Origin of the sequence: Clostridium subterminale, assembly GCF_039521425.1 — a bacterium.
GTDB lineage: Bacteria > Bacillota > Clostridia > Clostridiales > Clostridiaceae > Clostridium_J > Clostridium_J subterminale.
Genome location: NZ_BAAACI010000011.1, coordinates 26,148 through 46,554, shown reverse-complemented (window position 1 = coordinate 46,554; position 20,407 = coordinate 26,148). Strand labels below are relative to the sequence as shown.

General features: G+C 28.8%; 26 protein-coding genes. 23 read left to right on the top strand and 3 right to left on the bottom strand.

Annotated elements, in window-relative coordinates:
• Positions 1-170: 170 nt before the first annotated feature.
• On the bottom strand, positions 171-494 hold the full coding sequence (locus ABDZ93_RS18505) for a hypothetical protein (RefSeq protein ID WP_343827993.1): 324 nt from the start codon (positions 492-494) through the stop codon (positions 171-173).
• A 257-nt stretch (positions 495-751) separates the two neighbouring features.
• On the opposite strand from ABDZ93_RS18505, the gene ABDZ93_RS18500 reads away from it, so the two are divergent.
• From ABDZ93_RS18500 to ABDZ93_RS18465, 8 genes are all read left to right on the top strand, one after another.
• On the top strand, positions 752-1,069 hold the full coding sequence (locus ABDZ93_RS18500; protein ID WP_343827992.1) for a PadR family transcriptional regulator: 318 nt from the start codon (positions 752-754) through the stop codon (positions 1,067-1,069).
• Positions 1,062-1,649 (top strand): DUF1700 domain-containing protein, encoded by a 588-nt coding sequence (locus tag ABDZ93_RS18495; protein ID WP_343827991.1) that lies wholly within the window; start codon positions 1,062-1,064, stop codon positions 1,647-1,649. Before ABDZ93_RS18500 ends, ABDZ93_RS18495 begins: the two co-directional genes overlap by 8 nt.
• 423 nt (positions 1,650-2,072) lie before the next feature.
• On the top strand, positions 2,073-2,765 hold the full coding sequence (locus ABDZ93_RS18490; RefSeq protein ID WP_343827990.1) for a response regulator: 693 nt from the start codon (positions 2,073-2,075) through the stop codon (positions 2,763-2,765).
• Between the two features lie 12 nt (positions 2,766-2,777).
• Positions 2,778-3,767, top strand: a complete 990-nt coding sequence (locus tag ABDZ93_RS18485) for a sensor histidine kinase (RefSeq protein WP_343827989.1) — start codon at positions 2,778-2,780, stop codon at positions 3,765-3,767.
• Positions 3,768-3,895: 128 nt separating this feature from the next.
• Complete coding sequence (locus ABDZ93_RS18480; protein WP_343827987.1) at positions 3,896-4,744, top strand: undecaprenyl-diphosphate phosphatase; 849 nt, start codon at positions 3,896-3,898, stop codon at positions 4,742-4,744.
• A gap of 14 nt (positions 4,745-4,758) precedes the next feature.
• Positions 4,759-5,505 carry an ABC transporter ATP-binding protein gene (locus tag ABDZ93_RS18475; protein ID WP_343827985.1) on the top strand — a complete coding sequence of 249 codons (747 nt, stop codon included), beginning with the start codon at positions 4,759-4,761 and terminating at the stop codon, positions 5,503-5,505.
• Positions 5,505-7,376, top strand: coding sequence for an FtsX-like permease family protein (locus ABDZ93_RS18470; protein WP_343827984.1), 1,872 nt, complete (start codon positions 5,505-5,507; stop codon positions 7,374-7,376). The genes ABDZ93_RS18475 and ABDZ93_RS18470 overlap by 1 nt, the downstream gene beginning before the upstream one ends.
• 297 nt (positions 7,377-7,673) lie before the next feature.
• Positions 7,674-7,949: a GNAT family N-acetyltransferase gene (locus tag ABDZ93_RS18465; protein ID WP_343827983.1), complete on the top strand. Its 276-nt coding sequence runs from the start codon at positions 7,674-7,676 to the stop codon at positions 7,947-7,949.
• Between the two features lie 237 nt (positions 7,950-8,186).
• Here ABDZ93_RS18465 and ABDZ93_RS18460 read toward each other — a convergent pair whose 3' ends face one another.
• The gene (locus tag ABDZ93_RS18460) at positions 8,187-8,615 is read right to left on the bottom strand and encodes a MarR family winged helix-turn-helix transcriptional regulator (RefSeq protein WP_343827982.1); all 429 of its coding nucleotides are present in this window, start codon (positions 8,613-8,615) and stop codon (positions 8,187-8,189) included.
• A 154-nt stretch (positions 8,616-8,769) separates the two neighbouring features.
• On the opposite strand from ABDZ93_RS18460, the gene ABDZ93_RS18455 reads away from it, so the two are divergent.
• From ABDZ93_RS18455 to ABDZ93_RS18435, 5 genes are all read left to right on the top strand, one after another.
• A complete protein-coding gene (locus ABDZ93_RS18455; RefSeq protein WP_343827981.1) occupies positions 8,770-9,279 on the top strand; it encodes a CarD family transcriptional regulator in 510 nt (169 codons plus the stop codon).
• Between the two features lie 81 nt (positions 9,280-9,360).
• On the top strand, positions 9,361-10,341 hold the full coding sequence (locus tag ABDZ93_RS18450; RefSeq protein WP_343827980.1) for a hypothetical protein: 981 nt from the start codon (positions 9,361-9,363) through the stop codon (positions 10,339-10,341).
• Between the two features lie 212 nt (positions 10,342-10,553).
• Positions 10,554-10,694, top strand: a complete 141-nt coding sequence (locus ABDZ93_RS18445; protein ID WP_343827979.1) for a hypothetical protein — start codon at positions 10,554-10,556, stop codon at positions 10,692-10,694.
• Positions 10,687-10,944: a hypothetical protein gene (locus tag ABDZ93_RS18440; protein ID WP_343827978.1), complete on the top strand. Its 258-nt coding sequence runs from the start codon at positions 10,687-10,689 to the stop codon at positions 10,942-10,944. The genes ABDZ93_RS18445 and ABDZ93_RS18440 overlap by 8 nt, the downstream gene beginning before the upstream one ends.
• A gap of 69 nt (positions 10,945-11,013) precedes the next feature.
• Positions 11,014-11,367, top strand: a complete 354-nt coding sequence (locus ABDZ93_RS18435) for a type II toxin-antitoxin system PemK/MazF family toxin (protein ID WP_343827977.1) — start codon at positions 11,014-11,016, stop codon at positions 11,365-11,367.
• Positions 11,368-11,513: 146 nt separating this feature from the next.
• Here the strand turns inward: ABDZ93_RS18435 and ABDZ93_RS18430 are convergent, their stop codons facing one another.
• Positions 11,514-11,735 (bottom strand): hypothetical protein, encoded by a 222-nt coding sequence (locus ABDZ93_RS18430; RefSeq protein WP_343827976.1) that lies wholly within the window; start codon positions 11,733-11,735, stop codon positions 11,514-11,516.
• Positions 11,736-12,054: 319 nt separating this feature from the next.
• On the opposite strand from ABDZ93_RS18430, the gene ABDZ93_RS18425 reads away from it, so the two are divergent.
• The 10 genes from ABDZ93_RS18425 to ABDZ93_RS18380 all read left to right on the top strand — a co-directional run bounded on the left by ABDZ93_RS18425 (position 12,055) and on the right by ABDZ93_RS18380 (position 20,218).
• On the top strand, positions 12,055-12,885 hold the full coding sequence (locus tag ABDZ93_RS18425; protein ID WP_343827975.1) for an endonuclease VIII: 831 nt from the start codon (positions 12,055-12,057) through the stop codon (positions 12,883-12,885).
• A 288-nt stretch (positions 12,886-13,173) separates the two neighbouring features.
• Entirely contained in the window at positions 13,174-13,644 is a 471-nt protein-coding gene (locus ABDZ93_RS18420) for a MarR family transcriptional regulator (RefSeq protein WP_343828149.1), read from the top strand.
• 1 nt (position 13,645) lies between these two features.
• Positions 13,646-14,191: a cyclase family protein gene (locus ABDZ93_RS18415; protein WP_343827974.1), complete on the top strand. Its 546-nt coding sequence runs from the start codon at positions 13,646-13,648 to the stop codon at positions 14,189-14,191.
• 171 nt (positions 14,192-14,362) lie between these two features.
• On the top strand, positions 14,363-14,731 hold the full coding sequence (locus tag ABDZ93_RS18410) for a GntR family transcriptional regulator (protein ID WP_343827973.1): 369 nt from the start codon (positions 14,363-14,365) through the stop codon (positions 14,729-14,731).
• Positions 14,731-15,432, top strand: a complete 702-nt coding sequence (locus tag ABDZ93_RS18405) for an ABC transporter ATP-binding protein (RefSeq protein WP_343827972.1) — start codon at positions 14,731-14,733, stop codon at positions 15,430-15,432. The genes ABDZ93_RS18410 and ABDZ93_RS18405 overlap by 1 nt, the downstream gene beginning before the upstream one ends.
• On the top strand, positions 15,426-16,196 hold the full coding sequence (locus ABDZ93_RS18400; RefSeq protein WP_343827971.1) for an ABC transporter permease: 771 nt from the start codon (positions 15,426-15,428) through the stop codon (positions 16,194-16,196). The genes ABDZ93_RS18405 and ABDZ93_RS18400 overlap by 7 nt, the downstream gene beginning before the upstream one ends.
• Before the next feature lie 249 nt (positions 16,197-16,445).
• Positions 16,446-16,820 carry a cysteine peptidase family C39 domain-containing protein gene (locus ABDZ93_RS18395; RefSeq protein WP_343827970.1) on the top strand — a complete coding sequence of 125 codons (375 nt, stop codon included), beginning with the start codon at positions 16,446-16,448 and terminating at the stop codon, positions 16,818-16,820.
• Positions 16,821-16,967: 147 nt separating this feature from the next.
• On the top strand, positions 16,968-17,987 hold the full coding sequence (locus tag ABDZ93_RS18390; protein ID WP_343827969.1) for a MerR family transcriptional regulator: 1,020 nt from the start codon (positions 16,968-16,970) through the stop codon (positions 17,985-17,987).
• A gap of 113 nt (positions 17,988-18,100) precedes the next feature.
• The gene (locus tag ABDZ93_RS18385; protein ID WP_343827968.1) at positions 18,101-18,643 is read left to right on the top strand and encodes a GNAT family N-acetyltransferase; all 543 of its coding nucleotides are present in this window, start codon (positions 18,101-18,103) and stop codon (positions 18,641-18,643) included.
• A gap of 477 nt (positions 18,644-19,120) precedes the next feature.
• Entirely contained in the window at positions 19,121-20,218 is a 1,098-nt protein-coding gene (locus tag ABDZ93_RS18380) for a S41 family peptidase (protein ID WP_343827967.1), read from the top strand.
• Positions 20,219-20,407 lie beyond the last annotated feature (189 nt).

Here is a 20,407-nt window from a genome sequence, read left to right as displayed (position 1 = left end):
AAGTTGACTCGTTATTTTTTAATATGTCCATGACTAAGGGAAGCATTTGTATAGTGCTTCCTTAAAAAAAAGTCTCATTTAATTGCCTTTGCGACTCTGCTGCTATTGTATCAAAGACAAAATATACAGGCATTGATAAATAACTTTATCAATGCCTGTATATTTTTTTATTATTCATCATCACTATTAGGGCAAACTTCGTTTACATAATCCCAATACTCACCAGGTGTTAATGGTTTTGGCTCAGTAATCATTTCTGCCACCTTTGCAAGTTCTTTAATTTTATTACGAAGCATTGGCTGCAAACAACAAGGTACATGATCTTGATTAACTCTATGTAATAGTACACATTCAAAACACTTTCCATGCCACTCACATTTTTTCTTAGGGCATGGACATTGTGTATATTTTCCTGATTTAATCATTGATCTACATTCTTTTACCATTTCCACATATTTTTCTTTTTTCTCTAAACTAATTTCAATATTTTCCATTAAAATCACCCCTATAAATATTAGTTTATAGATTTGTTTTACTTTCAGCAAGTATTATATCTTAAAACTTCATTTAAGATATACTCTAAACACTGGCACAGAATACTGATTAGATAAGGACAAACACGAATACCATGGAGATTATGTGGCGATTTTAGAGAAGAAAGAAAACCTACAGCAAATAAAGAAAATATTTTTAATACTACTTGACTCATCATACTATGCATTGTATAGTATGATGTATTAGGAGGTGTGGTATGGATATACAATTAAAAAAGGGACTATTAGAATTTTGTGTTCTTTCAGCCTTACAAAAGTCGGATTCATATGGTTATCAAATAGTAAAAGATGTATCAGAGTGTATTGAAATATCAGAATCTACATTGTATCCAATATTAAAACGATTAGAATCTAATTCATATCTTGAAACATATTCTGTAGAGCATAATAGCCGTTTGCGAAAGTATTATAGAATCACGGATAAGGGAAAAGATCGCATAAAAGAATTTCTAAAGAATTGGCAACAAGTTATGGATATTTATTACTTTATAAAAGGAGAAGAAATAGATGACTAAATCAGATTTTTTTAATAGCTTAAGGGAGTCTTTAAAACCTCTTAGTAAAGGGGAATGTAACAAGTTTATTATTTATTATGAAGAAATTATTGAAGACTACAAAGAAAGTGGATTGACGGAAGAAGAGGCTATTGATAAACTAGGGAATCCTTGCAGTATAGCTAATGATATTTTAAGTGAGAAGGATACTGTTGATATTAAAATATCACCTTTTAATAATAACATACTAAATGTAGTGCTATTAGTTTTAGGATTTCCATTATGGGGAAGTTTATTGTTAACGGTAGCTTTACTTATATTATCTGCTAATATTATTATTTGGTGTATTCCATTCATTACAGGAGTGAGTTCAACTGCTTTTTTAATCGCAGCTTTAGTTAGCATAATTGGAGCACCATTTATGATAGGGGACATATTAGCTGTAGGTATTGTGCAATTAGGAGTGGGAGTTGCATTAATTGGTATTTCTATATTATTAGCGTTTTTAACCGTATTTTTATCTAGGAAATTTATAGTGATTACAAAGAAATTAACCTTGATAGTATGTAAAAGATTTAATAAGAAAGTAGTGAGATTATGATAATAAAAGAGCTTAAGAAAAAAGCTATTACAATAAGTTTTTATTTAATTGTGATAGGATGTATGATTGCAATATTGGGTTTCGGATTATCTGGATTTGATTTAAGTAAATTTGAAAAAGGCGATACATATAAATGGTATCGTACTATTAATTATTAATTGATTAAGGATATCTTTAACTTATAACTGACTTCAAGGTGTTTATATGTATTCTTGAGACTAACAAACACGGATTCTCTAATTAGATTTATAGCCTCAATATAAACTGTAGAAAATTTACTACTATACAGAGTGTAAGTTAAAATCTAGAGGAATTTAAGCTTTTTATCCAATTGAACTTACTTAGTTTAAATATTCAAAAGTAAATAGTATAATTAAGTAAATAATGTATTCTGGTTACAATATAAATTAGGAGGATATCAAAATGAAATACAAAATATATATTGTAGAAGATGATCTATCAATAAGTACTTTATTACAAGAATATATAGATAAGTATGGTTTTGAGGCTAGGGCAGCAGATAACTTTGAGGATATAATGATTGGCTTTAATGAGTTCAATCCAAACTTAGTATTGCTGGATGTTAACTTGCCAAAGTTTGATGGGTTTTATTGGTGCAGGAAAATAAGGCAGCAATCAAAAATTCCTATAATATTTATATCAGCAAGGGACAGTGGAATGGATCAAGTAATGGCTTTAGAAAGCGGAGCAGATGATTATATAACTAAACCTTTTTACTATGATGTTGCTATTGCTAAGATAAAGAGTCAAATAAGAAGAGCTTTTGGTGACTATGCAGCCAGATCAGAGGAAAGAATCGTTGAAATTGACGGGCTTAAGTTCTATCCAGAAAGATCAGAAGTAGAATTTAAAGATGAGAAATTAATTATAACTAAAAGAGAAGGTATAATGCTGGAATGTCTTATGAATAAATACCCTAAAGTTGTGGGAAGAGATCTGCTTTTAGAAAAGATATGGGATGATTTGGAGTTCGTAGAGGAGAACACTTTAAGTGTTAATATTAGTAGAGTACGCAAAAGACTGCAGGCTATAGGAATAGATAACGGGATAGAAACAATAAGAGGATCAGGCTATAGATTAAATAAAACCTGGTAGTAGGGAGTAAGTATGAAATTGTTTTTAAAGCATAACAAAGGGTATATAGCTATATATTTTTTAAGTTCAATCCTTACGATAATATACTCTAATCTTAATGGATTTATAGGATTTAATGAGATTATTTACATATTTATATTTAATACATTCATTTTACTGTGTTTTCTAGCTTTTAGGTATTATCAAAATAGACAACTATATCGGTTGTTAGAGATCGGTATTACTGAGTTAAATGATGTTTTTTTAGACCTTGGCACTTCAGATTTAAGCCAGAGTATTTCACAGCCATTAAAAAAGTTGCACAGCTTATATGAAGCTCAAATTCAAAAAGGAGATAAACTTCATAGGGAACATTTAAGGTTTATAAATCAATGGGTACATCAAATGAAGACTCCTCTTTCAGTAATACAACTGCAGCTTCAAGAATTTGAAGGGGAAGAGAAATATGATAACATGCAGGAAGAGGTCAATAAGCTAAAGGAAGGCTTAAAAATGGTATTATATTTTGCTAGACTAGATTCTTTCCAAAAGGATTTTTTAGTAGAAAGGATTTCTTTAAAGCAGCTTGTTCGAGATACTGTAAATGAAGAAAAAAAGACTTTCATAAAGAATAGAATAATACCAAGAGTTGAGATAGATGAGAACATTGAAGTTTATAGTGATGCTAAGTGGCTAAAGTTTGTGTTAGGGCAGCTGATTATTAATGGAGTAAAATATTCTAAGGGTAAAGGAAAAGAATTAATTATAAATGCGTCTGAAAGTGAAAAGGAGATTAGGTTAAATGTCATTGATAAAGGAATAGGAATTCCTATGAAAGATATAAAAAGGGTATTTGATCCTTTCTTTACAGGAGAAAATGGACGTAAATATGGAGAGTCTACCGGTATGGGATTATATATAATTAAAGAGGTATCCAAAAAATTAGAGCACGAAGTAGAGATACAATCTACTGTTAATGAGGGGACAATGGTCACAATTAAATTTAAAAAGGCAAATGGGTAGGTAACTATCTATTTGCTTTTTTGAGCATAAATCTTACATACATGTCACATTCCCGTAAGCTTTGTAGATAGCAGTATATGCATTATTATTATAAACTAGTGCTATCAGTTTTAAAGGAGTGATAGGTAATGGATATAATTTTTATATTGAAGGCTATTATAATTGCCATAGTAGAAGGTTTAACTGAATTTATACCAGTGTCTTCTACAGGACACATGATATTAGTAGGGCGGGCAATTGGTTTCGATGGAGAATTTGCCAAGATGTTTGAAGTTGTAATTCAGCTTGGAGCCATAATGGCAGTAGTTGTTTTGTATTGGAAAAAGATTGAGGAGAGTATAGTTGAATTCTTTAGCTTTATATTTACCCGAGGAAAAAAAGGAAAAACAGGCTTTAGATTTGGAATAAATGTTATTGCAGCGTCTATTCCAATGGCTATTGTGGGAGTGCTATTTTACGATAAAATAAAAGCAAAGTTTATACCTGAAGCTGTTATAGTTGGGTTTATAGTTGGAGGAGTATTATTAATAATACTTGAGAATATATATAAAAATAAGACTAGTAAGGTAGAAGATATAGATAATATAACACCTGGACAATCATTTAAGGTAGGTTTATTACAGCTTTTGGCTGTATGGCCAGGAATGTCAAGAAGTGCTTCTACAATCATGGGAGGATGGATTGCAGGATTATCAACACCCATAGCGGCAGAATTTTCATTTTTCATAGCTATTCCGGCAATGATAGGTTCTTCCGGAAAGGATTTATTTGAATTTAACTATACTATAATGACACCAACTCTATGGATTGCATTAATTGTTGGATTTGTCGTAGCTTTTTTAGTAGCTTTAATAGTTATGAAAAAATTTGTGGATTTTCTGAAAAAGAAACCACTAAGGGTATTTGCCATATATAGAATAGTAGCAGGGATTTTACTAGGAACATTAGTATTAACTAATATTATAACTTTAACATAATAGGGGTGAATAGAATGGGAGTTTTAGAAATAAGTAACTTAAGTAAAGTATATGGAAATAAGATATTATTCAGTGCCTTAAATAATATAAGCTTCTCTATAGAAGAGGGTGAATTCGTAGGTATTATGGGGCCATCAGGAAGCGGTAAGACAACTCTGTTAAATATGATTTCAACAGTAGATAAACCAACCTCAGGAGAAATAACAATAAAAAATAAGAATCCTTTAAAGTTACAGGGGGATGAACTTGCATTATTTAGAAGGAGAGAATTAGGTTTTGTATTTCAAGATTTTAATCTGCTTGATACCTTAACTGTGGGAGAAAATATAGTGCTTCCACTTACGTTAGATGGTATACCAGTTAAAAAACAGGATGATGAGCTTAACAGAATATCAAAAATACTTGGAATAGAGGATTTGTTAAATAAGAGAACCTTTGAAATATCCGGTGGAGAATCTCAAAGAACAGCAATTGCACGAGCATTAATTCATAACCCTACTTTAGTGTTGGCAGATGAACCTACTGGTAACCTGGATTCTAAAGCAGCTAAAACAGTAATGGAATTGTTTGAACAAGTAAATAAAAAGGAAAGGGTAACTACAATTATGGTAACCCATGATCCTCTATCAGCCAGCTATTGTAGCAGAATTTTATTTATAAAAGATGGAGCTATATACAATGAGATTTATAGAGGGGATAGCAGACAGCAATTTTATCAGGAAATTATTGATGTGCTTGCACTGCTAGGAGGTAGTAACTAATGAATCTTAGAGAGTTTGCAATTAAAAATGTGCAGAGAAATGCAAAAGCATATTTTGCATACTTTTTAAGTAGCACAATATCGGCAGCCTTATTATTCTCTTTTACTATGCTTATACTTCATCCTGATTTTAAGGTGAGTTCTTTTCCTCAGCACATAAAAAATACACTTTATGTCACAATAGTGATAGCATACCTATTTATATGTTTATTTGTGTTTTATTCCATAAGTGTTTTTCTTAAAAGTAGGTATAAAGAATTTGGAATACTTTATATTATAGGCTCTTCAAAAAGGCTAGTACAAAAGATGATACGTATTGAAAATATGCTCATTAGTTCAGTAGCAGCGATTGCAGGCATATTGGTGGGATTAATTTTTTCTAAGATCCTTTTCGCCGCCAGCGGAAAGATTCTAGGGTATAATGCACTAAAGTTTTATCTCCCTATTAAAGCTATGATTATTACTTTTAGCGCTTTTTTAATGATTGGAATAGTAATTTCAACTTTTTGCACATTAATTATAAAAGAAGATAAAGTTTTGAGTTTAATAAAGGGAACTAAAAGACCAAGACCTGAACCAAAAGCCTCTGTTGTTCTTGCTACCATATGTATAGTACTTTTAGCTGTAGGATATTTTTTATCAGTTACAAGTAGTGAAAAAACAATAACAAATAGAATAATACCTGTAACTGCAATGGTCATTGCAGCTACCTATTTATTGTTTTCTCAATTAAGTGTATTTATAATAAAGTTACTAAAGAGAAATAGAAGCTTATATATGAAAAAAACTACAATGCTTTGGGTTTCAAATTTACTATACAGGATAAAAGATAATACTAGAATGTTTTTCATAATTACAATAACTTCAACGGTTGCCCTTTCAGCAATAGGATCAGTATATGCTTATTGGAGAGATAAGGAGTACCAAATAAATAGAGACTTTCCGCAAGCATTCTTCGTTTCTAATACTTATGCGAATAAAGATAAAGTTGATTCAAAAGCTGATTTTATTGAAAATTCGCTGAAAGATCATGGTATATCTTACGCCAAAGCTAGTGACGAAATAAAATTTGTTATTCCTGATGACGGCACAGATGAAGTAGTTATAATTAATGAAGCTTGTTATAAAAAGTTAGCATCAGTACTGGATTTAAATACTATCTACTTTAATGAGCATGAAACTATAAAGTATGTATCTTTATCTGGAGATAAAAGAAAAGATATTAGTCTGAATGATATAAGACTGGAGGTTACTAAAAAGAATGATAAAGGAATACTTCCAACAATTTATAGAGATGTATATGTAGTTAAAGATGAGATATATGAAAGCATAGTTGGTGTTAAGTACTATTTTGCTACATTTAATGTAGAGAATTATAAGGATACATTGAATATATGTAAAAATTTCTTTGATAAATTTGGAAATCGTGACGAAGATAATAAGTTTCATAATAATTTATTAAAAGCGGATATACTAGAAAGTACTAAAATAGCCTATGGAGTACTTTTGTTTAGTGCAATATTTATCGGACTCATATTCTTTGTAACAACTGGAAGCTTTTTGTACAATAAGTGCTACATGAATATTATAGAGGACAAAAACAAATACAACCAGTTAAATAAAATAGGCTTAACTTTTAAAGAAATAAAAAAGATACTAAATATTGAAATAGGGGTACTATTTTTGCTGCCTTATATAGTTGCTGTAGTGCACTTTGTCTTTGCTATGAGTGCATTAAAATATAGCTTTGACATTGAAATAGTTATTCCAGCATTGCTAGTGATAGGAATTATGTTAATCGCTCAGATTATATATTTCTTCATCGTTAGAAAAAACTACTTGCTAGAGATGAAAAAAAGTTTGACAAAATAAATGAGATATACAAATAAAGCTTTATAAATTGTGTATTTTAGAAAAAGTGCTAATCTTGTACGGATGAAGCACTTTTTCTTTGATTTTAACTTTTATATCAAGATCAAGGAACCTAATCGTAACTTTTCATCTGAGGTTATCATTTTTCTAAATTTTTATTACTAAGATACAGCCAATTGAATAAATTAAAATGATAATTCATAGACATAAGTTAGCTAAATATACTACAATTGTAAATATTATAAATTAGTTGGTAATAAAGAAGTAATGGCAATGATTACAGAGTGAGCAATTCATTTGGATGAAGCAAACAGAAATTATAATGTGTTTTTGAGTAACAACGAATTACATAAGTCATTTGGTAATTTTAAAGTAATGGAATTTACAACTAATAAATTTATTGGTTCTGCTTTGTTGAAAATTAAAGAAAAGAGCTCTAGAGAAGCGGAACTAGGTTATATGATATTGCCTAGTTACTGGGGTAAGGGGATTGGTAGTGAAGTTGCTAAACCTCTAATTGAAAAGGCAAAAGAAGAAAGACAATTAAACAAATGTCTATTACAGACACTATAAAGGATGAATGTAAAAAATTTTAAAACATTATCAAGATGATTTTGGAGTAAAAGCTTTTTTATATCCGGAAGCATTTGAAAATTTTCTGGAAGCAGTGAATCCAGAAGTTCAGAATAGCATATTAGAGAAATTGCATATAAAATGATAGATCAAAGTAGTATTTGCATTAAGTATGGCCTTATGATTCTAAAGGTATAGTAAAAAGACATTAGTAGAAACATAAGGCTATTGTATTTCCTATATGTCCCATTCTAGTTTTAAAATATCTTTAAGTATTTCTACTTTATCAACTCCAATTTTCTCAGCTAAATTTTGCTCAATAGCTGTCTTTTGTGATAGGTTTATCTCATAACATTCTTCACCTAGGGGAGTCAACTGCAAGCATTTATCCCTATTGTTATCCGTTGAATTTGTAATTTCAATTAATCCCTTTGATTCAAGGTTTTTTACAAACTTATGGGTTGCCTGCCTAGAGATATCAACATGTTTTGTAACGTAGGATAGAGTTGTCTTTCTTTTATATATTCTTGCCATGATATACCATTCAGAGTTTGAAATATGTATATCGTTATTATCATTCCAGGATTTTTCACATATTCTACGAAGTAGAACGTGACGCTCACTTATTAAGTCAATTAAATCTAAGTGTTGTAATTCAGAATTCAATCGCTTCACTCCAATCATTATATTTACTAAAATAATATACAAATAATATACATAATTCATTAGGGATTGTCAATTTAATTGACAATTTGGAAAAATTGATGTACAATGAAATTAGTCAACTTAGTTGACAAAGTACATCAAGGGAGAAAGTGGAATGTTTAATATTGGAGAATTAGTCATTTATTCGGCACATGGTATTTGCCGTATAGATGACATATGTGAAAAAATAATATGTGGGAAAAAGAGAAATTACTATGAATTGCACCCAGTGGATGATTATTCATTAAGTATAAGCGTCCCAGTTGAAAGTGATAAGGTAGCAATGCTACAGCTTGTAAATAAAGAGGAAGCAGAAGAGATTTTAGAGTCTTTCAGTCAGCCAGGCATAGAGTGGATAGAAGCGAACACTGAAAGAAACCAAGTATATTCTAATATTGTAAAAACAGGAAATCGTAAAGATATTTCTAAGATAGCCAGCACTTTAATGAGACAAAAGCGTAAAATTGAAGTTGAAGGAAAAAAATTTCATGTACAAGATAACAAACTTTTAACTTATATTCAAAATATACTGTTTACGGAATTGGCCTTCAAATTAAACACAACTTTTGAAGCAATAAATAGAAAGGTTACTAAATTAATAAATGAAAATGATTGCTCAATTTGATTGTTTACTAATACAAGTGTATGCTAAACAGAATTATTTGACTCAGTAGAAGTCAAAATAAATGAAAGAGAAAATAACAGTATGAGCAAAATAGATCAAATGGAAAGAAAATTGATAGGTCAATATATCATTGAACAGTTGGAACATAAAGATTTATCTGCAGAGATAATACAGGAACTTAATATGTTTAAGGACATATATGTGAACAATAAATCTAAGAATGCAGTTATAGAAAAATATGATATTGCAAGAACTACTCTTTATAGAATGGAAAAGAAATTTTTAGAAGTTTATTCTAAAGGGGAGTGCTATATCGATATTAAATCAGAAAAAAGTGAGTTAACTTATGAGCAAAATAGAAAATTAGAGGAAGCTTTGAAGGGCATTCCTTTAAACTTTGGAATTCCTTACTTAAGGTGGAGTATAAATCTCATATTTTACTATATCAAAAGTAGTTTTGGAGTAGAATATAGTAAACCAAATTATTACAATATATATAATAAAAATATTAAATATATTGATGATAATGAAATAATAGATTATATTAATAAGAATTATAAATGTTGGTATAATATTGATGTATTCTATGTAAATGAGAAAAGTAATGAGGATAGTATTAAAAATAAGAAAAAGAGATTAAAGGAAGAACAGGGAATAAACTATATAGCAAATACACCTAAAAGCAAGTATGTTTATGCTGCTATGGCTGTAGATTCCAATAATAATCTTTATAGAGTAGTAGAATCCTTTACAGATTTCTTTATAGATAATTCAATGAAACATAATTTAATAAACTCATTATTAGAAAATTTTCTAACTGATGATAAAATATTATTAATTCCTATGAATGATTCCTTGAATTCAGATGAATTATTGGAATTAAAAGAAAGGCATAAAAATATCGATTTCCTCATAATAGATGATAAGGATGAAGTTAGTAGGATTTTTAGAAATGATTTTGAAGAAATAAGAAATAATATAGAAGAGCAAATTGATGATAAAAAGGTTGGGATTCATAGTAACCATAATAGAGCAATGGAAAAAAGAATAAAGAATAGTTAATAATTAAGGTTGTTTAAAGTTTGAAATATAAACTTTAAGCAACCTTTTTGTTTCACTTACTTTAAATATTTAAGCCATCTTTGAGTGATTTTTCCCCTTGGAGCAAGGAAGTCTTGGGTAGGAAGGGGATTAACTAAAACAGGCTTAAAAAATGATTTAAGATAAAATCAAATTGTATCAAAGATATAAATAAAAGAAAGGAAGTTTTAAAAATGTGTAGAGATGATAGAGATGGAAGATGGAAGGAATATAGAAATGAAGGAGGAAGCATGTCAAGAGAAGAGTTTGAATATCAATGTGATGTTGACGACTACGGAGCAGACGAAAGTGACAATGATCCTTGGGATGAGTAATGGATTTGAAAGAAATTTAAAGAATAAGGCTGGGGAGCTAAGGAAGGATTTAAAAGACTTTGTATTTGATGAATATATCAAAGGTGACCTTTCAAAGTTAAATAGAATAGATGTTAAGAAAATTGAAAATGATTTAGGATATATGTATTTTGCTATAGAAGACATAGAAAATTCAACAACTTTAGATTACTATAAGAATTTAATAAATACTTATAGTAAACAGCTGAAATTAGTTATAAGAGGAAAGTAATGTAAAAATGAGGTGTTTAGTTTGAGAAAAATTTATAACACCTCATTGTATAGAAAGGACGTATTGTTTATGAAAATTAGAAGAGGTCAATTGGTTTGGGTAAATTTTGAAAAGGAGAATGGGAGTTGTCAAAATGGGAAAAGACCAGCAGTTATTGTACAAAACAATACTGGAAATAAATTTTCAACTACAACTATGGTGTTGCCTATAACTAGTAAAAATAAGAATAAGATGACTGTACATACAGCTTTATCACAAGAGTATGATATAGCTGCAAAAGGAAACATTATAATGGCTGAACAGTTAACTATAATTGATAAGTCTCAAATTATGTTTATTGGAGATATGCTTAGTGAAGAGGATATTAAATCAGTAAATCGTATTATTTTAAAACAGTTAAGTTTAAAATCAAGTATAGCTTAAATTCAATATGGTTTAAATACTAATAATAACAAATAAAACCTACGAATAATATTTTCGTAGGTTTATTTTATTTATATATATAAGATAACAATAAGTACTTTAACTAAATTATCATGTTAAATTACTTATTGTTACCTTGAATATTTTTATGCTTTATGATTCATCATAATGTTTTTTACTTGTTCAACACATTCTGGTTTTATTAATTCTAACATTCTAGGAATAAAACTAGACATATATTCTGCATTAAATGTTCCATTATCTTGTTTTGTAAAACTTTCATTAAGTAGTTGTTTTGCTCTATCTTGATTTTTTTCTTCTACGTTTTGAATAATAAAATTTAAAAAATGTTCTTGTCCTTGATTCATTTGAAACCTCCTTATAATTTAGATATTTTTCTAAATTATAATATTAATATCTATAAATAACAATGGAAATAAAATGGTAACTGTGAGAATGTTTAGTATGAATTAATACTAAAATAGCTAGATGATTGATGAAAGTCACAGAAGTATTTAACAAGTAATAAGGAAGGAGAATCCTCAGATTATGGGTTTATCCTTCTTTCATTTTCTTTACAATAAGTATATAAATGTATATAAAATAAATATATAATGGAATAATAAGAAATAACTAGAAGAGGTTAAATTTAGATAAACTATGTTTTAAATAATTGGAGGGATAACAATGATTGAGATACCAGAAGCTTTAACACTTGCAGGTCAGATTAACAATACAATTAAGGGAAAGCAGATTGTGAATGTTATTGCTGACTATACTCCACATAAGTTTGCGTGGTATCATGGAGATCCACAAAAATACCATGAAATGCTTGTAGGGAAGACTATTAATATGGCAACTGCTTATGGAGGTATGGTTGAAATTAATGCGGATAATACATCAATATTAATTGGTGATGGGGTAGCATTTAGATATCGTGAGAAAGGTGAAAAGCGTCCTGCAAAACATCAACTTCTGTTAGAGTTTAATGATTTATCTGAAGTTAGTGCATCAGTTCAGATGTATGGGGGAATATGGTGCTTTAATACCGAGGAGGGATTCGAAAATAATTATTATAAGATTACAAAGGAAAAACCATCTCCACTATCCTATGAATTTAATGAAGCTTATTTTGATGAATTAATATCCGCACAGTTTGTGCAGAAGTTAAGCACAAAGGCTTTTCTTGCTACAGAGCAGCGAATACCTGGACTTGGTAATGGAGTGTTACAAGATATTTTATGGAATGCTAAAATTCATCCGAAACGAAAGATTAGTACATTGAAAGATGAGAATAAGGAAGTTTTGTATAGTTCCATTAAAGCTGTTCTTTCCAATATGACTGAACTTGGTGGAAGAGATACAGAAAAGGATCTCCATAGCAATAATGGTGGATATAAAACTAAGATGAGCAAGAATAATGTAGGCTCTTCTTGTGTTTTTTGTGGTGGAATTATAAAAAAGGAAAACTATTTAGGTGGTAGTATTTATTACTGTGAGAATTGTCAGTTACTTTAACTCAATGTGATAAAATTAATAATGTACTTTATGGTTAGATATAGAAAAAGTATATATAAAGGATAGTATTAAAAATTTAATAAGGAGTAGAGCTTCATTTTAATTAGATGAGGTTTTGCTAAAACATATAAAATGACTTAGAAGAAGCTATATGAAGAATTATTCTTATGGCTTCTTTTATTAAATTGTATTAATAATGGAATTATAATGGTAAATTAGTACTTGTGCGAAATTGTTGACGTGGAAACAAAAAGATGATAGTATTGTTTACAAGGAAACAATATGGAGGTGTTTAAAGTAGATAATATTAATATTATTATGAAAAGTTTTAAAGAAATATATGAAAAGGAAGAGGTTTTAGGGAAATTAGCTTTGGGTAGTGAATATGAAAATTATGGGGTTTCAGAAATACACTGTATAGATTTAATAGGGAAAATGAAAAATCCTAATGTTACTAAAATATCTCAAAGTATGAATATGACAAGAGGTGCTATAAGCAAGATAACTAAAAGGCTTCTAAATAGTAATCTTATTGATAAATATAAAAATCCTAATAATGATAAGGAAATATATTTCAAATTAACGGAGCCAGGTGAAGAGTTATATAAATATCATGAAATAAAACATAGGCAATGGGAAGAAAGAAATAGGATATTTTTTAAAAATGTAGATAAGAAAGAAGAAAAAATTGTAACTAATTTCTTGATTAAATTTAATAGTTATTTAGACGAATTAATAAAAACAGAAGGAGAAATATAATATGAATTTGCACTTAACGAATTTTAATATTCCAGGAGAAATATTAAAGTGGGGAGACTCACAGCCGGTACATCAAAGGCAACATATAGGAACTCATATAGATTGCTACAATCTATCAAATATAGAATTACCATCGCAAATAGATGTTAAGGTAATAGATGCTAGGAAAATAGATATTATAGACGTTAATATATTAGAAAATTTATCAATTAAAGCAGGTTCTTTTGTAATATTTAGAACTGGTTACTTAGAAACCTATGGATATGGAAGTGAAGAATATTTTAACTCTAAACCAAGTCCATATTTAACTAATGAGCTTATAGATAAATTATTAGATTGTAATGTAAAATTAATAGGTATTGACCTAAGTGGAATACAACATGGTGCAGCTCACGTAGCAATAGATAAGTATGTCGAAAATAAAGGAGCTTATGTTATAGAAAATATATATAATTTAGATAAAGTTGCTACAGAATTCAAAGCAAATTTAAAATGGATTCAGCTAGAAGGTGCTACAGCAATAAAAGTTGAGATTGAAACTATATAAATTGTTATATTATAAAATTAAGGATAATAAAATTCAGAGAAAGATTAAACTTTCTCTGAATTTTATTTTTTGATATTTATATAAATAGGTGTTGACATGATCAGTTGTAGATTGTATTATTGTATTAAGGAGTTAGTACAACAATACAATAATACAAAAAGAGGTGATTAGATGGCATGGGAATTTAAAGACCAGAGACCTATATATATTCAATTAATTGAGCAGATAAAACTAAAGATAATATCAGGAGAATACAAACCAGGACAAAAGTTTCCAACTGTAAGAGAGTTGGCAGAAGAGGCATCAGTAAACCCTAATACTATACAAAAGGCTTTAGCAGAGTTAGAACGAACAGGTTTTGTTTATAGTCAAAGAACTAGTGGAAGATTTATTACGGAGGATGTAGATATGATAAAAGATATTAAGTTAGATATAGCTAAAGATCAAGCAATGACTTTTCTTAAAAGTATGAAAAATTTAGGTCTTAGTAATGAAGAAATCATGGAGTTTCTAGGAAAAATCGCAAGGGAGATGGAATAATGAGTGAACCTATTTTAGAATGTAAGGGATTAGTAAAAAAATATGAGAATAAGGAAGCACTTAAAGGTATTAATTTAACTTTAGAAAAGGGGAAAATCGTCGGACTTTTAGGTCCTAATGGTAGTGGTAAAACAACTTTAATAAAGTTAGCTAATGGGTTATTGAAGCCAACAGCAGGAGAAGTAAAGATAGCAGGACTTCCTCAGGGCATAGAAACTCAAAAAATAGTTTCCTATCTTCCAGAAAGAACTTATCTTAATGACTGGATGAAGGTATCTGATATTATAGATTTTTTCAAAGACTTCTATGAGGATTTTGATGAAAAGAGAGCCTATGATATGCTAAGTAAGTTAAACATTGAATCAAATGTTAAGCTTAAGACTTTATCAAAAGGAACAAAAGAAAAGGTTCAACTTATTTTAGTTATGAGTAGGCAAGCACAGCTATACTTTTTAGATGAGCCTATTGCAGGGGTAGATCCAGCAGCAAGGGATTATATTTTAAACACTATAATAAGCAATTATAACGAAAATGCAACTGTAGTAATTTCAACACATCTAATAGCAGATATAGAGAAAGTTTTAGACGATGTTGTGTTTATATCTAATGGAGAAATAATGCTACAAAAAAGTGTAGATGAAATAAGAGAAAGTAGCGGAAAGACAGTAGATGAGCTATTTAGGGAGGTATTTAGATGCTAAGAAAATTAATGAAATATGAATTTAAGGCTACAGGCAGAATAATGCTACCTCTTTATGGAGCATTACTAGGTTTTTCAATTATTAATAAGATATTTATTGGAACTAATTTGGATGAAGTGAATATGGATTTCTTAGGTGGAGTTCCTGCGGTTATAACAATGATAGGATATTTCGTAACTATGGTGGCAGTTTTTGTGGGAACGCTTTTTATAACTCTACAAAGATTTTATAAAAACCTATTTGGAGATGAAGGATATTTAATGAACACCATCCCAGTAAAAAGCTCACAAAATATAGTTAATAAATTAATAGTATCTATAGTATGGACTATAATAAGTGGTCTGATAGCTGCAATGTCTATATTTGTAATGGCCTATCAACCAGGAGCATTAAAAGAGATAATTAGAGAATTTAAAAATATTTATCCTGAAATTGGATTAAATATCATTGGTATTATAGAATTTATAATCTTTGGAATTGTATCTTTAGCTCATCAAATTATGATGCTTTATGCATCGCTTTCTATAGGTCAGTTGTTTAAATCAAAAAAATTATTAGGAGGATTTGCTGGATTTATGATACTAAGCATTGCTCAACAATCAATAATAGGAATAGGTATAACTATGCTAATTGCAACTGGAAATTATATTAATATATCTCCACAATATGCAATACTTTGTGCAATTATAGTTTGTTTAATTTTCTTCACAATTTTATTCTGTATAACTAACTATATTATGAAGAATAAACTTAATCTAGAATAGTAAAAAAATTAAAGCTCCAGTTCTAGTAATAAACTTAAACTGGAGCTCATTTTTTAGTGTTATAAATAATCCATTTACTTTATACATACATTATACCATAAAATTTACATTTTTTCTAGTCTTATACTCACTTAAACCGTGATATATAATAGATATGTAATATATGCATATATTGTTAAAAAGTAAGAATAAGATTAATATTTAAAATATATACCGTTTAATTCATTAAGTTCATAAGGAGGATATTTTATGATTAAATATATTCCACAATCAACAGATTTAACATGCGGACAGGCTTGTGTTGCAATGTTAGCAAATATTAGCATAGAAGAAGCAATAAATAAAATGGGAACAGATGGTTCAACAGAGCCCATTGATATTATAAATGGCTTAGAAGCATGTGGAGTGAAGTGTGATGATGCATTTGTAAAAATTACAAGTGAAAATCCAAGCTATCCGCCTATATGTGTTCTTTTAGTATGGTTTCCGAATTATGGTCATTGGGTGATTCATTATAATGGAAAATTTTACGATCCAGAATTTGGACTTATGGATGAATGTGCTCCAAATGGAAGAATAGGAGCATATCTTTCAGTTTATTTAGATGAAAGAGAAAATGAATAAATTCTTAAAACTGATTAACTGTGATATAGAACTATAATCTAATGAACAATAGTAGGAGTATGCGAAGTAGCTAATAAATTATAACAATCAGTATTGACTCTAACCAAAGGTTAGGATTTAAAATAATATTGAAAGGGGGCGGGAATCTTGAAGATTGGTGAGTTTGCTAAAAGATCAGGGGTAACTGTAAAAACATTGCTTCATTATGATAAGATTGGGCTGTTACAGCCATCTTTAAAAACGCAAGCTGGTTATAGAATTTATTGTGATGAAGATTTCATCAAGCTACAACAGATTATTACTCTTAAGTTTATTGGATTGTCACTTGAAGAAATAAAACAACTTATAAATGAAAAAAACCAAAATATAGAGAATATAATAAGTGTTCAAACAAGAGCATTAGAGGAAAAGAAGAAACATATTGAGACAGTTATTACTGCTCTAAATAAAGCCGAAAAGCAAATACAAAATAATAGTTTTTTGGAAGTTCAACAACTTATTGATATTATCAAGATAACGAATATGGAAACAAGAGCAAAACAAAGATTCAATGACGCAAGTAAACAATATGTTACGGACAGCTATCACTGGAGGTCCAAAACTGCAGAACTAATAAATGAATTGATTAAACCTAATATGAATGATATTGTACTCGATTTAGGGTGTGGCACTGGAAAGCAAATTATCGAGCTATCACGAAAAATAAAATTAGCAATTGGTGTAGACATTAGTGATGGAATGCTTAAACAAGCTAAAGCAAATATAGAAAATGAAAGAGCACATAATATTGAATTATATATAGGGACATTTGAAGAGCCTGAATTGAGTGTAAATTTACGAAAAAAATGTATTACAAAAATTATTTCTAATTATGCATTACATCATCTAACTACAATATATAAGCAAAAAGCAATAGAAAAAATGATTAATATAGGTGGAGAAAATTTGCAAAGTATTATTATTGGTGATTTAATGTTTTTTGAAAATCCTAACGATTATAGTGAGGAATTTTCCTTAGTAGGATATGGACCGGAAGTAGATTTTCCATCCAGCGTGGAAGAGTTAAAAAATTGCTTTTTAAATTTTGATTTTACTGTTGAAGTACACAGATTGCATCCACTTGTAGGAGTTGTGGTTGCTAATAGAAATAAAGTCGATAATCAGTAATAATAAATAAGTTCTTATAACTGCTTAACTATGATATAAAACTATAATCTAATGGATAACATTATTATAAAATAGAAATTTTTTAATTAATTTGCATAAAGGGAGGAAAACAAGTGGCTCGATATAATAAAAAAGTTAGTATAAAAGAATGTTCTATGATTATTCGAAATCCAGAAGTCAAAGATGCTAAACAAGTGATAGATTTAATAAAGTTAATTGATACAGAAAGCACTTTTTTATTACGGGAACCAGGAGAATTTACTATAAGTGTTGAAAGGGAAAAAGAATTAATAGAATTTTGGATAGATACACCATATAAATTATTTTTAGTAGCAGAAGTTAATGACGAAATTGTTGCAACCTGTGGTTTTTCTATTGACTCGAGAAAACGATGCAAGCACAAAGGAGATATCGGTATTTCGGTAAAAAAAGATTATTGGAATAAAGGTATTGGTAGAGCTTTATTAGAGGAATGTATTAATTGGAGTATAGAACAGAAACTAGAAAAACTTGAGTTGGAAGTGGATACTGATAATGAGAGAGCTTTTTCTTTGTATCAGAAACTTGGATTTAAGGTTGAAGGAAAAAAAGTGCATGATAAAAAAATGGCTGATGGAACATACAAAGATAGTTATGTAATGGCATTGTTTTTGTAATTCATATGAGCATAATATGAAGTTATGTTAATTCATACTTTTTTATAGGTGGACATCTCCACCTATAAATTTTTTGTGCTACTTAAATATTATTTTAAAATATTTTGTTAAAATAATATTGAAGACATCCATTTTTAAAATTAATTTTACATCTAAAAGAATTATACTTTTATCTAGTTCAAATATATACATAGGTATATATTAAACTATTTATATAGAGAACTATTTAAATATAAATATATGAACATATTTAACTATTTAACTATTTGTTGTAGCCGTGCGGGTTTCAGGGGTTTTCCTATTTTGAAAGCTGGATTAAGTATACTTAAACAATGGATAAAGAATATGATCTAATATAGAAATCATATTTTAAAATATAACTATTTAAGCATTAGATTTTATGTTAAAGTCTTAATAACATAATTAATTTATGATTATTTATTATGAGGACATAAACAAAGAGGAGAATATAATATTATGAAAAGCCAATGGGAAGAAAAATGGTTAGAAGATATAGAATTTTTGAGAGAAAATCTCATAGAAAAGCATAAAAATTTATTTTTTAATATAACTAGGGAAGAGTTTGATAGGAGGATAGATAAATTAAAGTCAATGATAGGTGACCTTGATTATGAAGAGATGAAGGTAGAGATTTCAAGGGTGGTTGCGTCAATTGGAGATGCTCATACATCAGTTGCATTTCCTGCTAATAAGTATTTGCCTATTAAGTTTTATTGGTTTGAGGATGGGATTTATATTATAAGAACTAATGAAGCTTATAAGAATTTATTATTTAAGAAAGTTATAGCAATTGAGGATATTAAGATGGATAAGATTCTTCATGAACTTTCAGAAATTATATCCTTTGAAAATGAACATTTTTTAAAGGCTCAGAGTATGAAGTATATGCAGGTTGCAGAAGTTTTATATGGGCTATTGATATCAGATTCTATGGATAATATTAAAATAACAACAGAACACAATACAGTTAAAGTTAAAACAGTTAATATTAATGAATTAAAATATTTAGATAGCCAATTGCCCTTATATGCAATAAGATCCAATGAGAATTTGTGGTATGAATATTTAGAAGATAAAGAGGAACTTTACATAAAGTATAATTATTGTAGGGAAGATGAAAATAAAAAAATTAGTACAAAAATAGCAGAGATTATAAACTTTATAGAGAAAAATTCTATTGGTAAAATCACTATAGATTTAAGAAATAATCTGGGTGGCGATTCCAGATTATTAGAACCTTTATTATACTATATAAAGAATAATCCTAGAATTAACAATAAGGAAAAACTGAAAGTAATAATAGGAAGAGAGACTTTTTCATCAGGATTACTTAATGCTTATCAATTCAAATTTGAGACAAACTGTGTTATTTGGGGAGAGCCTTCAGGAGGAAAACCTAATTGTTATGGGGAGATATTAAGATTTGTTTTACCAAATAGCAAATTTAGCGTTAGCTACTCTACTAGATATTATAAATTGATAGATGATGATAGTATTATGTCTCTGTATCCAGATAAGACTCTATATGAAAAAATTGAGGATTATATAAATTAATGAAAAGAAAAATTAGAATTAAATAAAATGAAGAGTAGAGATTTATAATAGTTTGTTATAAGTTTTAATTGAATTTGCTCCTATAACTATGTGAATAGTGAGTTTTCTAAAGAGTGGAGCATATACAGAAGAATAAGATGGAAAAATCTCACTTGCAGTAGTTACAGAGAATCATATCATAAGGATGTA